Genomic DNA, 17,565 nt, shown 5'->3' on the forward strand with positions numbered 1-17,565 from the left:
AGAAAGTTAAAAAATGTAGAGACGCAATATTTTGTGTCTTTTACTTTAGCTGATCAATCAACAATTTAACCATCAACAATCAAACCTTACAAACGCACCAGCTTTTCGGCGGCGGCGCAGAGGGTTTCGTTGCTTTTGGCGAAGCAGAAACGCAGGTAATGGTGGTCGGTTTTGTTATGGTAGAAAGCTGAAACCGGTACGGCAGCCACTCCAACTTCGGTTACTAACCTGCGGGCAAAATCCTGGTCGTGCTCCCCGGAAATAGCATCATACTTCAACAACTGGAAATACGTACCCGCCGACGGTAAAAGCTCGAACCGGGAGGGCGCCAGCAATTCACAGAAAGCATCGCGTTTTTCCTGGTAAAAGTCCGGTAGGTTCAGGTAATGGGCTTCGTTATCCATAAAATCGGCGATGGCAAGTTGCAGAGGCGTAACCGTGCAAAACGTAATAAACTGGTGCATTTTACGGAGCTCTGCCGTTAAAGCAGGAGGCGCTACAGCATAACCAATCTTCCAGCCAGTGGTGTGGTAGGTTTTTCCGAACGACGATATCACAAAGCTGCGCTCACGAAGTATCTCATTTTCCAGGGCGCTATGGTGTTTCTGCCCGTCAAAAACCATGTGCTCATATACTTCATCGCTTATTACAAAAATATCGTTACCATCCACGATACGCGCCAGTTCGTCCATGTCGGCTTTGGTCATAACGGCGCCCGTAGGGTTATGCGGCGTGTTTATAATTATGAGGCGTGTTTTGGAAGAAATATGTCGCTTTACTAAATCCCAATCCACAGTAAAGCCAGGCAGCGCCAGCGGCACATACACCGGTATACCACCATTTAACCGGATGGCAGGTGCATAGCAGTCGTAGCAGGGCTCCAGCACTACCACTTCATCGCCAGGCTTCACAACAGCCGTAATAGCGGCATAAATAGCTTCGGTTGCACCCGATGTAACTGTTATTTCCGTGTCGGGGTTGGGGCGGTAACCGTACAGTTTCTCAGTTTTAATACTAATCTTCTCACGCAATGTTACCACTCCAGGCATAGGCGCATACTGGTTAAAGCCTGCGTGCATATACTTGGTAACCAGCTCCATCAGCTCCTCGGGGCAGTTAAAGTCCGGGAAGCCCTGCGACAGGTTAATGGCCTTGTGCTCGTTGGCCAGTGCCGACATCACCGAGAAAATACTGGTGCCTACATCAGGTAGTTTGCTGGTTGGGTAATTTGCCATAGGGTTGTTTTTATCAGTAAGAGTTTGTTGCAACGAATATACTATAGTTAGGGTTAAGAGAGCAACTGATTTACCTGTTCGCGCAAAACCGGAACGGCCTCCAGCTCAAACCAGGGGTTATGTTTTACCCAGAACTGGTTGCGCGGCGAGGGGTGCGGCATTGGCATGTAGTCAGGTAAATACTCGCGCCAGTTGGCTACGGTTTGGGTAAGAGTTGTAGCAGCTTTATCGCCTAAGAAATAATCCTGGGCATATTTGCCTACCAGTAAAGTCAGCGCAATGTTTGGCAGCAAAGCCAGTAACTGCTGATGCCAGTGCAAAGCACATTCGGGGCGGGGTGGCAGGTCGCCGCTTTTGCCTTTGCCCGGGTAGCAGAACCCCATCGGAACGATAGCTACCTTGCTCTCGTCGTAAAACACTTCCGGCTCCAGCCCAAGCCAGTGGCGCAAACGTTTGCCGCTCTGGTCGTCCCAGGGTTTGCCGCTGGCGTGTACTTTGGTGCCCGGTGCCTGCCCAACTATAAGCAGCCTGGCCGAAGCACTTGCACGCAATACCGGCCGCGGTCCCAACGCCAAATGCTCCTCGCAAATGCGGCAGGCGCGTATCTGTTGCAGTAATTCATCGAGTTGGGCCATAGCTGTTTTGCAAAGGTACTAAGTTGCTGATTGTTGATCGCTTTATTTTCAAACTATAGTCTGTAAAGAGCGATAGTTTGGGCGTGCCGGCCGGGCCGTCGGGCTCTCGCGGCTCGCTCTATCGTTCGTGCCTCACAATAGGAGCTCATACAACCGCTCCATCCCTCACGCTTTCTGCCTTTGCGTTAATAAGTCCTTCTATAGTTTAAGTTTAACTCTCGTATAGCAAAACGGATGCGTTGTTTTTCAGTCATATTGCTGCTGGCTATAGTTGCTATGCCGTGCCTGGCGCAGCAAACGGATGAAGCGTATAAAAATGCCATCACGGTAAAAGCTTTTGGCCTCTCGGTACACCTCAAAGAAAGCCCGCACCCAGAAATATTCCCGAACCGACTCGATGACAAAGGCTACATAACGTTTAACTATGGCGCTATAGTAGGCTACGACCGCTTTATAGTCCGGAATGTACATGCCATCAGGTTAGAGCAGGGCTTGTATGCTGATTGTGCTGCATCGTTGGCGGGCTTTACTCACATTGGCTGGCGGGGCCGCATCTTCCAAAAAAACAGGCACTCCCTCAATGGCGGCATCGGCCCGACCCTGGTGTACCGCCGCGACTGGAACCGCATAGTTGGCTACAAAGATGATGGTTATTTTAACAAGGGCGGTGGCTGGCAATATAAGTTTTACTGGTATGCCGGCGAACTGGAGTACAACTATAAACTACAAGGTAAAACCGACCTGTCTGTAAGCCTGGTGCCTGGCCTGCCCGAACTTGTGTCTGTTGGTATTGGTGTAAGGCAACGGTTCTGAAACAACAATCCCCTGGCTGTTTGTGGTGCCAGGGGATTGTTATTACCAGTTGCGCCTGCGCTGTTCTCTGTAAAACCGTTCAGAGGCGTGCCGCGGGTGGTGTGGGTGGTGCATTTCGTTAGGCTGGTTCCAGCGGTCGTTGGCGTGTTGGTTATAGTTGCCGTAGTGGTCGTTGTGGCGCTGCCATTCAGATTCCTGGTTTCTATAGTTGGGTCTGCGGTCGTTGTTCTGATAGTGGCGGTTGTCGCGTTGCTCAAACGGAGCCCAGCTTTGGTACGGGTTATAGTTGTTGTGCCGGTCCCGGTCCTGCTCAAACCTTTCCCGGTCATTATGCGGCGGTTGCATTGCGTGGTCAGGTTCTCCCCAGCGGTTTTGCGCGTTTTGTAAGTCTTCGGGGCGGCGGTTGCGTTCTTCGTTAAACCTGTTGCGGTAATGTCTATCGTCAAAATCCTGTTCGTGTCTCATAGCGTTATAGTTTGGTTGGTACTTATAGTGGTTTACGACGGCAATGTGAGGAGGTTGATGCGCTGGCCGGGCATAAAAAAAGCGAAGCAAGTGGTGCCTGCTTCGCTTTTACTAACTAAAACTAATCTATAACCAATCTATCTAACCTTTTCCCCTATACGCAACTACCTCCTGAAACGTTGGCCTCTGTTTTCATCATCGTACAAACTATCGTTGCCAGAGTCTGTTTCGTCGGCCCAGCGCGGACCACCTTCGTAGCCACGGTTAAACTGCTGCCTGTTGTAAAGGTCGTTTCCGTAACGTTTTCGCTCATTTCTGCGGTCTTCGTGTGTCGGGTAGCCATGGCTTGGGCGGTAGTCCGGGTCATCTGAGTGCATAATGTCGTTCCAGGTGTCTTTTATGCGGCCAAAAAAGCTTCTGTTGTCGCGTTGTGGCTCCGGGGTGCTGTCTGGTGTATAACGGCCTTCCTGGTACCAGTTATGTGTACCGCTGCCATACCTGAAATCGGTTTCCTTGTAACGGCTTCTGCCGCCTGGCACATCGTTCCATTGCTCGTAGCGGCTGGTAGGTGGCTCGTTATAGTTGCCGGGCTGCGAGCTGCCCATGTCACGCTGCCTGTTATAGGTATCCGAATTAAACGAATCGCCGTGGTCCAGGTAAGAGCGCTCGTTGCGGTAAGAGCTGTTAGGGCGGCTGCCGTAGTGTTCGTTCAGGTGTGCGTTCTGGTCTTTGCTATAGTTGTGTTGCTGCGAAGGGCCTGTGTAGCGGGTTTGCTTGTCGCGGTCCTGTGCGCCGCTGCGGCTTGGCCCGGTATGGAAATAGTTGCCTTCATCCCATTTCTGATCTTTCGGGGCACGGTAGCCATAGCGTTGTTGTGGCAGGTTCTGGTCCATGCCACTGCGGTGCTGTTCCCGGTCTACGCGTTTGTTTTCGTCTTCATTATAGTTTGCCATTGCTTTCAGTCTTTTTAATCATCAATTGCTACCATATGGCAGGTACCTATCTTTACGAGGCAGGCAGGGCTATAGTTGATGGTCAGGCTGTAAAAGCAACGGGATGCCCTTTTGCAAAAGGCATCCCGCTATAGTTTGTGTGTCAACAGTGGTTTAAAAATGCTCTTCTATTATCTCGCGCACATCAGCTTCGGCCAGGGGCTTGGAGTAATGCTTTAGCACTTCCGGGAACTGTTTTAATTTTTCGAGGTCGTAAAAGCTGGCCGATGAGGTAAGCATCATCATAACGGTTCTGGCTTTGTCTGCCTCATCAAATTTCTGGTACTCTTCCAAAAACTCAAACCCATCCATCACCGACATTTTAATATCCACAAATATCAGGTCGGGGCGGGGATATCCTTCAGTGCCGGCAAAGGCTTTGCCCAGATAGTCCAGTGCTTCTTCGCCGTTGGTTACTACCCGTATTTCGTCAGCGGTGTTCATACGCGAAAGCAGCCGGTGGTTCAGGTAGTTGGTTGTTTCGTCGTCGTCGATGAGCAGGATAGTGTGTAGTCGCTTCATGTGGCTTATTTTATTTGTGCAGGCACGCTATGCTTGTTTCTGTTTAAAGTATAAATAGAATGTGGTGCCTTCGTTTATAGTGCTTTCTATGTTAATGTACCCGCCGCTGTTTGTCAGCAGCCTGTTTACAATATACAGGCCCAGCCCGGAGCCGCTTACGTGGTTATGGAAACGTTTAAACATCTGAAACAGTTTGTTCTGATGTTTGTTCATGTCAATCCCTATACCGTTGTCCTGTACCTTAAGTTCTACGTAATCGCCTTTCCGGGTAGTGCTTAAATGTATCTCTGGCTTCTGGTCCTGCTTACGGTATTTAATGCCATTACTGATCAGGTTGTAAAGTATGCTTTTTAAGTTTGCTTTACCAAAAGCCAGCAACGGTACTTCTTCAAAATTGGTGGTTATAGTTGCGCCTGTGGCCTGCAGGGTGTCCTGTATGCTCAGCGTAACTTTTTCGGTCAGGTACTGCAGGCTTACCAGTTCATGGGTGCGTGTATGGCTTTTCTGCACTTTTACTACCTCGGCCAGGTCGTTTATAGTTACATATATCTGCTCCAGCGATTTATTGAACATACCAATAAGCTGCTGCGCGTCCGGATCTTTAAATTCGGTGCTAAGCGTAAGCTCGTTAAAGATACCCGCCATGTTTACGATAGGCAGTTTCAGGTCGTGCGACGCAGTATACACAAAGCTATCGAGGTCCTGGTTTATACGTTCCAGTTCTAGGTTTTTTTCTACCAGTTCTTCTTCAGCTTTTTTATGATCCTCAATATCGGTGCAGGTGCCAAACCATCTCACAATATTGCCCTGTGCATCGTGCATCGGAATGCCCTGCCCCAGAAACCAGCGATAAGAGCCTTCTCTTCCGTTCCTGATGCGATATTCTATCTCGTAATAGGCGCCAGTCTGTACAGAGTATTGCCAACGCTCAAATGCCATTTGCAGGTCATCGGGGTGCAAGGCCTTTAACCACGACTCAGGACCTGTACTTTCTTTAAGCGACAGGCCGGTATAGGCAATCCAGCGCTTGTTAAAATAATCTGTAGCGCCATCTGCAGTAGCCGTCCATACCATTTGCGGTATAGATTCTGTCAGAAACCGGAACTGCTGTTCTGATTCCTGCAGTTGCTCCTGCAGCACTTTCATGTCGTTTATGTTAATGCCTACGCCATACCATTTTACTATTTCCCCATCCTCGTTACGCAGTGGCTGCGCTTTTATAATAAACCACTGGTACGTATCGGTTTTTACGTTGCGTACGCGCACCTCTACATAAAATAGGTCGCCGGTAACTATAGAATGTGTCCAGTTTTCGAGCAGGGGTTGCAGGTCGTCCGGGTGGATGGCGGGCTCCCAGCCATATCCCAGCGATTCTTCTATCGTCATCTGGGTATACTCGTTCCACTGCTTGCTGGTAAAGTCAATGTTGCCATTGGGGTTAGCGCTCCACACAATCTGCGGGCTCGACTCGGTAAGGTAGCGGAATTTATTGTTGCTCTCTTCCAGGTCCAGCATAAACCGTTTTTGCTCTTCTATGTCGGTGTGTGAGCCAACCCACATAGTTATGTTGCCTTCGTCGTCGTGGATGGGTACTGCGCGTGCCAGAAACCAACGGTACGTACCATCTGCTGCAAATTTCCAACGGTTCTCAGCCTCAAATTTACTGCCTGTTGCAATGGCATGTTCCCACAGGTTAGATGTTATTTCCAGGTCATCCGGGTGTATCAGGTCTTTCCAGCCGTTATTCTCCATTTCCTGGGGAGTAGATCCGGTGTAGTCGTACCAGCGCTGGCTAAAGTAGTTCACGAGCCCTTCGGGGGTGGCAGTCCAGGTCATGAGCGGCAGCAACTCCATGATTTTTAGGGTGCGGTCATTGCTCTCCTGTAACTGTTTTTCAATGGCCCGCTTTTCCGTAACATCCACCATACAGCCAAACATCCTGATCGCTTTGCCATATGCATCATGTATAAAGTGGCCTTTGTCCAGTATCAGTTTGTAAGAGCCGTCAGCGCACCGGAAGCGGTATTCCGCCTCCCATGTTTTGGCGCTGCTCTCTATAGCTTTTTGGATAGATTTTTTTATCCATTGCAAATCTTCCGGGTGAATATAGTTTGTCCAGGAATCTATCTGCAACTCTGCACGCTGCTCCTCAAACCCGAAAAGTGTGCTGTAGCCATCGCTCCACCAAAGGCTGTCGTCCTGCAGGTTCCAGTCCCAGATCACGTCAGAGGAGGCCATAGCAATGCGTTTAAAGCGCTCGCTGTTATACAGCAATTCCAGGTCGTGTTGTTTCTGGCGGGTAAGGTCAACTATAGATCCCAGCATACGCTCCGGGTTGCCTGCCTCATCGTACATAATGTACCCGTGGTCCAGCACGCTTGCGTAACTGCCATCTGCTTTACGGTATCTGTACTCACCGGCCCAGGTTTTGCGGCCTTTGGCTATTGCAGCATTTATACTTATCCGGATGTTGTTATAGTCTTCGGGGTGAACGTTTTTATCCCAGGTGCCGGAGTCAGTTTCCAGGTCTGCATCTGAGTAGCCAAACAGCTCTTTGTAGGTTTTGCTCCAGGTTAGTTTTTTGCTTCTAACGTCCTGCTCCCAGGTAACAGAGCGGGTGGCTTTAGACAGCAACTGGATGCTGTGCTGGCTTTGCGCCATCTGCTGCTTGGTTTTTACCAGTTCGGTAACATCAATGGCTGATACAAGTATGCCTTCGGTACCAGTGCTGTTTGTAAGTGGCCTGTACTCCAGGTTAAGGTATATATCCGATAATTCGCCGTTTCTGCGAAGGTCTACTGTTAGTTTATACTCAATGGTCTGTACCTTTTTGCCAGAGCTGTACACTTCATCCAGAATCGTAAAGAATGGGGTTTCTTGCAGCTCCGGCCATACGTCGCGGGCAGGCCTATCCAGGTATTTGCGGTTGCCGAACAGCAGGCTTACGCCTGGGGTTATATACTCGCAGATATGTTCGGGGCCTTTCAGCAGGCAGAAATGTACCGGCGAATGGTTCAGGATGTTTTCGAGCTGCAGGTCCTTTTCGCGGATGCGCTCCATTACCTGTTTTTGTTCTTCAATATCGGTCAGGGTGCCAACCCATAGTTGCAGTTTGCCTTCCTTATCATAGATAGGTACGCCACGCTCCAGAAACCAACGGTAATTTTTGTCGTGATGGTTGAGTAGGCGGTATTCGATTTCGTAAGGCACACCCTCCGCTCGGGTATTATGCCACTCTGTTAAGAGCATGGCTGTGTCTTCGGGGTGTATTACGCTTGTCCAGCCTTCGGTCTGGCTGGTAGGCATGCCAGTATAGGTGTACCAGTTTTTGTTAAAGTAAAGCACCCTGCCTTTTGCATCCGATAACCAGGCCATATGGGGCAGCACCTCCAGCAGGTGGCGGTAACGGGCATCACTTTCCTTTAGTTCTTCTTCCTCTTTATGGTTCTCCGAAAGGTCTATGATAGAGCCAAGCGTCCGGATCGGTCTTCCGTCGGTGTGGTAGATGATGTAGCCCTGGTCCAGTACGGGTATGTAGGTGCCATCGGCTTTTCGGAAACGGTACTCGCCCGTCCATATTTTGCTGCCCGATGTGTTGGCTTGTTCTATACTTGCCTGCACGGACTCAAAGTCTTCGGGGTGTACGCGTTCATCCCACGACTCGCCTCCAGGTCCCATTTCTTCTGGTGTGTAACCCAGTATTTCCTGCAGTCCGGTTCCCCAGTACATTTTATTGTGCAGCAGGTCATACTCCCACGATACAGATTTAACAGCGTTTGTGATGAGCGAAATGTGTTCCGGTTTGTGGTGGCTGCCTGTATAATCTTTACGTTCTGGCAGTTCCTGTACCTCGTGCAGTATGTAAAGCAGGTTGCCCTCCGCATTAAATACAGGGGTGTTGGTAATGCTCCAGTAATATTCTTTAATGCCTCCACCCAGTGCCTTAGGCAGCTTCATACTATAGCAAAACTCCGGAATATGGTGTGTTTGCTTGTAAAGCACTACATGTTGCAGCGACTCTTCCAGTGCGTGCACAGGTGGGGCGCAATGTAAAGCAGACATCTCGGCATATGACTGTAGCAAGGGTTGGCCAAGCAGTGTACTGCGCGACGTAAGGTGCGCCTTCAGGTACGCGTCTGTAGTTTCCAGTATGGTAAGCTCCGGAGTAAGAGCCACATACAAGCCGGGTAACATACGAAAGATCGGACCAAGATCGGGTGTTGCAATCAGTTGCTGAGCGGACATAGCCAAAAAAGTATTTCCTTACCTGTAATGGGATAGGCAAGTGAGTAAATTTAATTAAAGAATTTTCCTATTCAAATGTTTATTTGATGAGAGAACTCTAAATTTTAGGCTACTACCTGAGATGCTGTTACTTGTAACTATAGTTGTGTAATGGATTGCAATTAGTCAGGGTTCTGTAAACTGCTTTTCATTTTCGATATCGGTGTAAGTGCCAAACCAGATAATTACTTCGTTATCTTCGTTACGGATAGGCATAGCCTGTTCCAGAAACCACCTGTAAGAGCCATCTTTACTATTCCGGATTCGGTACTCTTCATGGTAGTCTCCAGTAGTCAGCGAATTGTTCCAGCTTGCGATAATACGGGAAGAGTCTTCGGGATAAATAACATTTATCCACCCTTGTGTTTGATTGTGCATCATGCCGGTGTACGCATACCAGGCTTTGTTAAAGTATAAGATCTTCCCGGCAGTATCAGCGGTCCAGCACATTTGCGGCAATGCATCCATAAACTCGGTCAGGTACTTATAACTTACATCTAGTGCGCTCTTTACCTGCTTGTATATTGATACATCCATCTGCAATTGGTTTTACGTCATCACATTACGGGAGAAATTATGCAGACGTTATTTCCTTTACCCCCAACTCTTCAAACACTTCTTTTGCATCTGCTATACTCCGGATATCCTCCACTATAACTATAAGCTTATCTTTGGCCTCTTTCAGCCGTGAGCGGCGCGGGTGCTGCTGCACATACTTTAAGATATTGCCAAAGGTATCGGACTGGAAGTATTTGTCGTTGTTCTCGCTTGGGAGGTAGCCTTTCATTACTTCTTTCTTGATCGTCAGTTTCTCGAAGCCAAGCTGCTGTGCCTGCCAACGTAGTTTCACGATCTCTACCAGCTTCTGTACTTCTTCAGGCAGTGGGCCAAACCTGTCAACTATACTTGCCCGCAGTTTCTCCAGTTCGTCCAGGTCTTTGGTGCTGTCGAGTTTGCTGTACAGATTCAAGCGCTCCGAGATGTTGCCCACATACCAGTCCGGTATCAGCACTTCCATATCGGTTTCGATGTTACAGTCGCGCACCGGCTCTATAAACTGCTCCAGGTTATCGCCCAAAAACAGCTCCCTGAATTCTGTTTCTTTCAGCTCTTTCACGGCATCATCCAGAATCTGGTGATACATTTCAAAACCAAGGTCTGTAATAAAGCCACTTTGCTCGCCGCCGAGCAAATTACCGGCTCCACGTATATCCAGGTCGCGCATCGCAATCTTAAAGCCTTCGCCCAGGTCAGAGAATTCTTCCAGTGTGCTTAGGCGCTTGCGGGCATCGGAAGGCAACCCTGAAACCGGTGGTGTAAGCAAATAGCAATAAGCCTTTTTGTTGGATCTACCCACGCGGCCACGCATCTGGTGCAGATCGGACAAACCAAACATGTGCGCCCGGTTGATGATGATGGTATTGGCATTCGGGATATCCAGGCCAGACTCAATGATGTTAGTTGAGACCAGCACATCGTACTCGCCTTCCACAAATTTCATCATGCGTTTTTCCAGCAGCTCGCCATCCATCTGCCCGTGGGCAAACGTAATGCGTGCATCCGGCACCAGTTTCAGGATCATGTTAGCGATCTCGTCGATGTCCTTTACACGGTTGTGCACAAAAAATACCTGTCCGCCACGCTTCAGCTCAGCCGAAATTGCATCGCGGATCAGAATCTCATCAAATACATGCAGCTCTGTCTGTACTGGCTGGCGGTTTGGTGGTGGCGTGGCTATTACCGAAAGGTCACGGGCACCCATCAGGGAGAAGTGCAGCGTACGCGGAATAGGTGTGGCCGTAAGCGTAAGTGTATCCACGTTTATGCGCATTTCCTTCAGCTTGTCCTTGGTTTTTACACCAAACTTCTGCTCTTCATCTATTACCAGCAGGCCCAGGTCTTTAAATTTGATGTCCTTACTGACGATTCGGTGCGTACCGATCAGAATATCCACTTTGCCTTCGGCTACACGCTTCAGGGTTTCTTTGGTATCCTTGGCAGTTTTAAAGCGGTTTATATAATCCACAGTAACCGGAAACTGCGCCAGACGATCGCGGAAAGTTTTGAAATGCTGCATGGCTAATACGGTGGTAGGTACCAGCACGGCTACCTGTTTGCCATCGCAGGCCGCTTTAAAAGCAGCGCGAATGGCCACTTCGGTTTTGCCAAAGCCCACGTCGCCGCACACCAGGCGGTCCATTGGGTGCGGTTGCTCCATATCGGTTTTCACGTCTTCAGTGGCTTTGCCCTGGTCCGGGGTATCTTCGTAAATAAACGACGATTCCAGCTCGGCCTGCAAAAAGCCATCTCTGGTGAAGGCATAACCGGGCGCAGCTTTGCGCTTGGCGTATAGTTTAATAAGCTCGGCAGCAATATCTTTTACCTTGCTCTTTACCTTTTTCTTCTTGTTTTCCCACTCCGGCGATCCCAGTTTGCTCATACTTGGCGGGCCGCCTTCTTTGCCGCTATACTTGCTTATTTTGTGCAGCGAGTGAATACTGGTGTACAGCAGATCGTCGTCGCGGTAAACCAAGCGAATGGCTTCCTGCAAACGGCCGCCCACTTCTACTTTCTCCAGGCCTGCAAAACGGCCGATGCCATAGTCTACGTGTGTGATGTAGTCGCCGGGCTGCAGCGAACGCAGCTCTTTCAGTGTCATGGCCTTGTTCTTGGAGTGTCCTTCCTTGGCCTTGTGCTGATAAAACCTGTCGAACAGCTGGTGGTCTGTGTAGCAGGTTACTTTTAGTAGCTGATCTATAAAGCCTTCGCGCAACGAAATAGCCAGGTGCTGGAAACGCACGTCGTGGTCCAGCTCATCAAAGATCATGGTCAGGCGGTTGATCTGGCGCGGGGAGTCCGTAGCGATAATGTTCACGAAACCAGCGCCCTGATGCTCGTGCAGGTCTTTTACCAGTCTCGTAAAATCTTTGTTAAAGGATGGCTGTGGCTTGGCCTGTAGTTGTATTACTTCAGCCGACTTAAAATGAAATCGTTTTCCGATCTCGATGATGTTAAAATTATCGAGCAGCTTCTTAAACTGCTTCTGCGTCTGGAAAAGTTGCTCCGGGTCCGATACGATCTGCATGCCGCCACTACCGGCCATCAGCTTCTCAAACGCCTGCGAAGCCTTATCGAAATACTCATCGATCACATCCAGCGTCTGGCGCACATCTTTAAACCAGATGTTGGTATTGGCAGGCAAAAAATCCAGGAATGCTTCGCGGGTTTCCTGCAATAGTTTGGTTTGTACGTTCGGGATGATCGAGATCGATTTCTTGGTCTCTACAGATAGCTGCGTGTCCGGGTCGAAGGTTCTTATACTTTCGATCTCGTCGCCGAAAAGTTCGATGCGATACGGCAAATCATTGGCGTAAGAGAACACATCCACAATACCACCACGCACAGCATACTGGCCTGCTTCGTACACAAACTCGGTGCGCTCAAAGCCATACTCAGCCAGCATCTCGCTCAGGAAATTCACATCCAGCTTTTCGCCCACCTTCGCGCCCAGCGTGTTCTCAACCAGCGATTTTTTGTTGATCACCTTTTCGGTCAGCGCTTCGGGGTAAGTAACGATGAGCTCACCTTTTCCAGTTTTCTGGTTCAGGCGGTTAAGCACTTCGGCCCGCATCAATATATTGGCATTCTCGGTATCGTCGAAACTATAAGGGCGTTTGTAAGATGTCGGGAATAGCAGAACTTCCTTCTCGTCGCCGAGCAGGTTCTTCAGGTCGGTATAGAAATAGGCTGCTTCTTCTTTGTCGTGGAGAACGAAGAGTTGGTGCTGGTAATTTATAGTATACACCGCCGAAGCCAGCACAGCATCCAAACTACCGGCTATACCTTTTAGCTGCAGGCGGTAGGCGTTGTTCGTTTTCAGTCGCTCGGCTATGGTTTGCACCATGCCATCGAGGCGGTACAGTTCTAAAAAATCAGATACTTTCATTCAGCTCTATTACAAAACAAGAAAGGCAGAACACAGGGCTTATCGTATAGCCGTGTTCTGCTGGTAGGTCTTTTACAAAGATACGGAAGTTAATGTTTTGTTGGGAGGGGAGGTGGGGAGGGATATTATAATAAAGCAATTAATATTGCTATTTTTGAATATTGGTTGCAAACCTTCTTCCTTAACTTTATTATGGATAAGATATTTATCACACCTGAAATCATTAAATCAGTACTGCCTGCCATCATAGGTTTTATTTTTACTGGTTTGGCAAGTGTTATTATTGGCGTTTATTTAGAAAAGTTTAAGAATAAGATAACTGTTTTGAAGAGAAAGATTTCTTCGCAACCTATCGCTTTTTCTACTCAAGATGACCATTGGGGACATATTAAAGTTATTTATAATAATGATTATGAGGCGAAGAATTTAAATTTATTTACCGTTGAAATCTTCAATCAAAGTAGTAAGGATATTACCAATATTGTGGTTGATCTAAACGTTGATAATGGAAGCGTTATTTTAGCAAATAATGGTGTGTTAGATGAGAATAATGCGCTGCTTCTTCTTACAAATGAATTCTTTAATTATCAAACTGATGTAAATACAAGATATCACCAAGAACTAGAAAGAATTAGCAAAGGGGAAATTGATGCAGTAACAAAGCAATTACAAAGAGATGTAGATTTTGTTACTAGATTAAGAAGGTACCATGTCCCAGTTCTAAATAGAGAATCATCAGCTACGTTTAATCTACTTGTTGAAAACTATAAAGGTGAGTATCCTGAAGTGACGGCAAGTATAACTCATGCTTCAATTAGGGTTAAAGATTATGTAGAACCCGACGAGGAGCAAAAAAGGACATTAATTTATTCAATAGTTTTAGGCTCTGTTTTTTTTGTAAGTGCGCTCACGATGATTTTCAAGACTTACCCATCTTCTTCAACCCCAATTATACTAACTGCTATCGCAGGAGTGTCTTTCGCATTAGTAGGATTTACCTTGTACAAGATAGCAGCTTATTTTAAGAAAATTCTTAGTTAATAGCTGACCGATATATGCCTAATATAAATTTTATAATCTAGTTTAATCTCATGAAAACATTAATTGGGCTAATATCGGGATTCGGTTTATTAGGCTTTGGAGTGCTCACTTTATATGGTGCTATTGTTGGTTTATATAATGGCCAATGGGTAAATGCATTAGCTTGCTGCACATTAGCTCTCGTACCTATAGGTATTTTCCTTAAGCTGATTAAAGATTATTTTAAAAAGCAATCAGATTATCCTTTTAAAGACGAACAGTATTGGGATGATTTTCGAAACAAAATGGGTTATTAAACTTTATGCCCTAGATGCTGCAAGTTTAGCGTTAGAGCAGCTTGTAGAAACATCAAATCGCCTTTGTAGGGACAGGTCGCGACCTGTCCGAATCGTGCATCGGCAATCATTCCCCGGAAAGAATGTCTGAATCAGGATTTACAGGATTAAAGGATAAACAGGATCGGGTATTACTGCATTAACCGTTCCATTTTCATCGTACAGCCTGTCGCGCGGACAGGTCGCGACCTGTCCCTACAGGGGCATCTTGCACCAAATACAAATTGCGCTGGGGCCGTATACTTCATCCATGAAATGGCCGGATCGGAAACTGAACAGGTTGAATGGTTTTGACTATAGCCGCGATGCGCTGTACTTTATAACATCTTGTGTGCAAGATAAGGCTTGTGTGTTCGGCAACGTGGTGAATGAAGAAATGCAACTGAATGAATATGGCGCCGTCGCAGAACAGCAATGGAACTGGCTTGAAAAACAGTACCCGTATGTGTTGCTTCATGCTTTTGTGGTAATGCCGAACCATGTACACGGCATCATCGAAATTGACCGCGAACTTGTAGTGACAGGTCGCGACCTGTCCGCGCGAGGATCTGCCGATGAAACAGAAAACTATACTTACCCAATTCAGAAAATCAAATCTATTTCAGAGTTAATAGGCGTTTACAAAACCACCACTTCTAAATTGATTCGGGCAGCAGGGTTAACAGACTTTGCCTGGCAGCGCTCTTTCCACGATCACATCATCAGAAGCGATAAAGCCTATTTCAAGATCAAAGACTACATTTTGGGTAACCCGGAAAAGTGGCCGGAAGATGTATTTTACCAGCAAGTATAAACCCAGCTAATTTATACTTCGCCTGTGATAAATATTTGAAAAATTGCATATTTGCTACACGAAATCCATACTTCACAATCCACAACACAAAATGAAACTATTGAATGCAATAAGCGGCGCTATACTTGCTGCTTCCCTTTTGTTTACCGCTTGTAACTCCCCTGAAACTACTGTAAAAGAAAAGGCTGATTTTACGCAGGTTATCCCAACTTTAAATGCCATTACAGCTGACTGGAACAAAGGCGACCTGGATAAGTTTGTGACTGTTTATGACAGCGCGGCTACGTTTATGCTACCCAAAGGCCCGATTGGAGTGAATGAGATGAAGGAGCACTACAAAGCCGCTTTTACCGAAACCGGCACCCCAACCTCAACTTTAAGCTTCGATAGCCTGGAAATGCGCCCCTTAGGCAACAGCCATGCATTGGTAACCGGCCGTTATACGTTAACTGCACAGGATTCATCCAAACAAAGCGGCCGCTATACGCTGGTATTTGAGCATTCTGATAAAGGCTGGAAAATACTCCACGACCATTCGAATTAACTATAACAAGACCTCACAGTGTTTACCAGACCTGTGCGCGTCTTTTGCCTTTCCTTATCGCTGGATTAGCATCAGTTTAACCTATGGATGATATATAAGAGCTTTAACCAGTAACTAGGTTTAAACTATAGCACTGCCCAACTTACAGAGAATACAGGTAAATTCTCCAGGGCGAGTCTTTATGCTCAAATACTTTTTCCAGGTGCATTCCAATCTCAGGCGCATTTTCGATTTCTATAGATGAAAAAATGTACTCAGCCCCCATACTTTTTGCAACAGACGTGTTAATGTTAAGTTGCCTAATTACAACTGATTTTGTCTTAACATTATCATAGTAATTGTCCAGTTCTGCTGGCAGAATATAAAACCTGCTTCCCCAGCCATCAAAATAAGACTGCCATTTGTCGTTTTTAGCAAGTTCTTCTTCAATTATCTTTTTGAACTGTTTTTTATATTCCAGCGGATAGTTGTTCTGATAACCATCCAACGTGTAAAACCCATTAAATTGAGCAATGCTAGGATGAAAACCGATGTTTAAAACGCGGTAAGATGCTTGAGGTCTGTTTATATATTCCTTGATTTCTTTGAATAACGGCTCAGAATAAAACTCTTTGTAGGTAACAGACAGGTTTTGCTCCAGCCTTGGGGCACCAAAATATTTTGCCATAAGCAGATGGCGATTTTCATTAAACTCGTTGGTAGTCTGGGTGGTGCTTTTCAGGCAGAAAGCCAATTGGAGCAAAACACAGAAACCAGCCAGTACCTTTCCCCATTTTTTACCCTTGGCTATAACTACCAAAGAAAGTGCAAAGGTTACGAACCATACCAATGGCCTGAACCAGAAGAACCTGGAGAAGTCAAACGTTTTTATGATGCTGATCGCATCCTTAAGTTCTACTAATGCATAGCTTTTATACGCGGCTTGGATCAGTGACAATATCCAGGCAATTACCAGTAATACCATAATATTGCCATAGGCTCTATAGTCTTTTCTTCTCCAGGATATTATCAAGGCAATTAAAGCTGCTATCAACACTGGCCTGTGTACTGTGGCTGCATGGTAATTCCCGAAAACGAAACCATCCGTCGTGTTTTTAATTAATTCATTTATGTCATTCGAAAATATATTCTCAGAAGCGTAGTCCAATCTATGTGACACATAACCGGACTCCAACAACATCATATAAAGCAAATTATGTTCTGTAATTACATAACATAGGCCTAATAGTATACTGCCCAAAAGGAAAGGGACATTAATGACACGAGTCTGGTAGTATTGCACTATAAACCACCCTGCCAGCACTATAAGTATAAAGAAGCCTGTTAAAGGAAGGCTCGAGTAAAAGGCATACAGTACAATTATACTATAGCTTTTCCAATTATAGCCTTTGTTTAAAAGTGTAAGAAAAGCGTAAAGTAAGAATGGTTGCCCTGTTATAGAGAGACCGTACACAGAGTAGAAAGGAAGTGCAGCAAATGTTACTGATACCCCCAAAACAATCCAGTTATAGTTCTTTGATGGTAACACGAACCTTTTAAGTAACAGGAACATCCCTATAAATGCTATGGCATGAACCACAACCTCATTAACCGCATAGGCCTGGAAGGGACTTAAAAACAGGAAAAACCATACAGAAATATTAAACTGACTCGGGTATAGTTTAGAAGGGAAGCCATTCATTACCCGTTGAGTAACTGCATTATCACCGATTAGTTTCCCGCCTTCGGTCATGATCATTTTCCAAACCAACTCAGAGTCCAGGTTATCATGTATAGTTATATAAGAGTCCTCGCCGAGAAGTATTCTGGGTAATGAAAAGAGCAATATTACAAATGCCAAGCCTATCCAGAAAAGTACATTGCCAGTTTCTTCTGGTTGACTTAAATTATACCTGGTGCTCTTATTTTGTGCTACTGTCTTTAAAGCCATTGATGAAATAATCTTACTTAACAAATGTAC

Annotated in this window: 14 protein-coding genes; 5 read left to right on the plus strand and 9 right to left on the minus strand. The window is 46.5% G+C overall.

The window, feature by feature from the left end; translation table 11 throughout:
- Positions 1-86: 86 nt before the first annotated feature.
- Positions 87-1,235 (minus strand): methionine aminotransferase, encoded by a 1,149-nt coding sequence (locus tag GWO68_RS14720; RefSeq protein ID WP_162347229.1) that lies wholly within the window; start codon positions 1,233-1,235, stop codon positions 87-89.
- Between the two features lie 53 nt (positions 1,236-1,288).
- Positions 1,289-1,870: a uracil-DNA glycosylase family protein gene (locus GWO68_RS14725; RefSeq protein ID WP_162347230.1), complete on the minus strand. Its 582-nt coding sequence runs from the start codon at positions 1,868-1,870 to the stop codon at positions 1,289-1,291.
- Positions 1,871-2,104: 234 nt separating this feature from the next.
- Between GWO68_RS14725 and GWO68_RS14730 the strand changes: the two genes are divergently transcribed.
- Positions 2,105-2,683, plus strand: a complete 579-nt coding sequence (locus tag GWO68_RS14730) for a hypothetical protein (protein ID WP_162347231.1) — start codon at positions 2,105-2,107, stop codon at positions 2,681-2,683.
- Between the two features lie 42 nt (positions 2,684-2,725).
- On the opposite strand, the gene GWO68_RS14735 is transcribed toward GWO68_RS14730, so the two are convergent.
- The 6 genes from GWO68_RS14735 to mfd all read right to left on the minus strand — a co-directional run bounded on the left by GWO68_RS14735 (position 2,726) and on the right by mfd (position 12,892).
- Positions 2,726-3,148 (minus strand): hypothetical protein, encoded by a 423-nt coding sequence (locus tag GWO68_RS14735; protein WP_162347232.1) that lies wholly within the window; start codon positions 3,146-3,148, stop codon positions 2,726-2,728.
- Positions 3,149-3,312: 164 nt separating this feature from the next.
- Positions 3,313-4,101, minus strand: coding sequence for a hypothetical protein (locus GWO68_RS14740; RefSeq protein ID WP_162347233.1), 789 nt, complete (start codon positions 4,099-4,101; stop codon positions 3,313-3,315).
- Between the two features lie 153 nt (positions 4,102-4,254).
- Positions 4,255-4,662, minus strand: a complete 408-nt coding sequence (locus tag GWO68_RS14745; RefSeq protein ID WP_162347234.1) for a response regulator — start codon at positions 4,660-4,662, stop codon at positions 4,255-4,257.
- A gap of 27 nt (positions 4,663-4,689) precedes the next feature.
- Positions 4,690-8,907: a PAS domain-containing protein gene (locus GWO68_RS14750; protein WP_162347235.1), complete on the minus strand. Its 4,218-nt coding sequence runs from the start codon at positions 8,905-8,907 to the stop codon at positions 4,690-4,692.
- A 165-nt stretch (positions 8,908-9,072) separates the two neighbouring features.
- Positions 9,073-9,483, minus strand: coding sequence for a PAS domain-containing protein (locus GWO68_RS14755; RefSeq protein WP_162347236.1), 411 nt, complete (start codon positions 9,481-9,483; stop codon positions 9,073-9,075).
- Between the two features lie 37 nt (positions 9,484-9,520).
- On the minus strand, positions 9,521-12,892 hold the full coding sequence (gene mfd / locus GWO68_RS14760; protein ID WP_162347237.1) for a transcription-repair coupling factor: 3,372 nt from the start codon (positions 12,890-12,892) through the stop codon (positions 9,521-9,523).
- Between the two features lie 192 nt (positions 12,893-13,084).
- Between mfd and GWO68_RS14765 the strand changes: the two genes are divergently transcribed.
- The 4 genes from GWO68_RS14765 to GWO68_RS14780 all read left to right on the plus strand — a co-directional run bounded on the left by GWO68_RS14765 (position 13,085) and on the right by GWO68_RS14780 (position 15,605).
- On the plus strand, positions 13,085-13,933 hold the full coding sequence (locus tag GWO68_RS14765) for a hypothetical protein (protein ID WP_162347238.1): 849 nt from the start codon (positions 13,085-13,087) through the stop codon (positions 13,931-13,933).
- 50 nt (positions 13,934-13,983) lie between these two features.
- Positions 13,984-14,229, plus strand: a complete 246-nt coding sequence (locus tag GWO68_RS14770; RefSeq protein WP_162347239.1) for a hypothetical protein — start codon at positions 13,984-13,986, stop codon at positions 14,227-14,229.
- Positions 14,230-14,518: 289 nt separating this feature from the next.
- The gene (locus tag GWO68_RS14775) at positions 14,519-15,061 is read left to right on the plus strand and encodes a transposase (RefSeq protein WP_162347240.1); all 543 of its coding nucleotides are present in this window, start codon (positions 14,519-14,521) and stop codon (positions 15,059-15,061) included.
- Positions 15,062-15,152: 91 nt separating this feature from the next.
- The gene (locus GWO68_RS14780; RefSeq protein WP_162347241.1) at positions 15,153-15,605 is read left to right on the plus strand and encodes a YybH family protein; all 453 of its coding nucleotides are present in this window, start codon (positions 15,153-15,155) and stop codon (positions 15,603-15,605) included.
- A 142-nt stretch (positions 15,606-15,747) separates the two neighbouring features.
- On the opposite strand, the gene GWO68_RS14785 is transcribed toward GWO68_RS14780, so the two are convergent.
- Positions 15,748-17,535, minus strand: a complete 1,788-nt coding sequence (locus tag GWO68_RS14785) for a DUF6044 family protein (RefSeq protein ID WP_162347242.1) — start codon at positions 17,533-17,535, stop codon at positions 15,748-15,750.
- Positions 17,536-17,565: the final 30 nt, after the last annotated feature.

Source organism: Pontibacter fetidus (assembly GCF_010119545.1).
In the GTDB taxonomy this organism is placed as follows: domain Bacteria; phylum Bacteroidota; class Bacteroidia; order Cytophagales; family Hymenobacteraceae; genus Pontibacter; species Pontibacter fetidus.

Coding starts and splice junctions, on each gene's coding strand:
- GWO68_RS14780 (WP_162347241.1), top strand. CDS start 15,153: ATGAAACTATTGAATGCAATAAGCGGCGCTATACTTGCTGCTTCCCTT.
- GWO68_RS14775 (WP_162347240.1), top strand. CDS start 14,519: ATGAAATGGCCGGATCGGAAACTGAACAGGTTGAATGGTTTTGACTAT.
- GWO68_RS14750 (WP_162347235.1), bottom strand. CDS start 8,907: ATGTCCGCTCAGCAACTGATTGCAACACCCGATCTTGGTCCGATCTTT.
- GWO68_RS14740 (WP_162347233.1), bottom strand. CDS start 4,101: ATGGCAAACTATAATGAAGACGAAAACAAACGCGTAGACCGGGAACAG.
- GWO68_RS14755 (WP_162347236.1), bottom strand. CDS start 9,483: ATGGATGTATCAATATACAAGCAGGTAAAGAGCGCACTAGATGTAAGT.
- GWO68_RS14735 (WP_162347232.1), bottom strand. CDS start 3,148: ATGAGACACGAACAGGATTTTGACGATAGACATTACCGCAACAGGTTT.
- GWO68_RS14745 (WP_162347234.1), bottom strand. CDS start 4,662: ATGAAGCGACTACACACTATCCTGCTCATCGACGACGACGAAACAACC.
- GWO68_RS14720 (WP_162347229.1), bottom strand. CDS start 1,235: ATGGCAAATTACCCAACCAGCAAACTACCTGATGTAGGCACCAGTATT.
- GWO68_RS14785 (WP_162347242.1), bottom strand. CDS start 17,535: ATGGCTTTAAAGACAGTAGCACAAAATAAGAGCACCAGGTATAATTTA.
- GWO68_RS14730 (WP_162347231.1), top strand. CDS start 2,105: ATGCGTTGTTTTTCAGTCATATTGCTGCTGGCTATAGTTGCTATGCCG.
- GWO68_RS14725 (WP_162347230.1), bottom strand. CDS start 1,870: ATGGCCCAACTCGATGAATTACTGCAACAGATACGCGCCTGCCGCATT.
- mfd (WP_162347237.1), bottom strand. CDS start 12,892: ATGAAAGTATCTGATTTTTTAGAACTGTACCGCCTCGATGGCATGGTG.
- GWO68_RS14765 (WP_162347238.1), top strand. CDS start 13,085: ATGGATAAGATATTTATCACACCTGAAATCATTAAATCAGTACTGCCT.
- GWO68_RS14770 (WP_162347239.1), top strand. CDS start 13,984: ATGAAAACATTAATTGGGCTAATATCGGGATTCGGTTTATTAGGCTTT.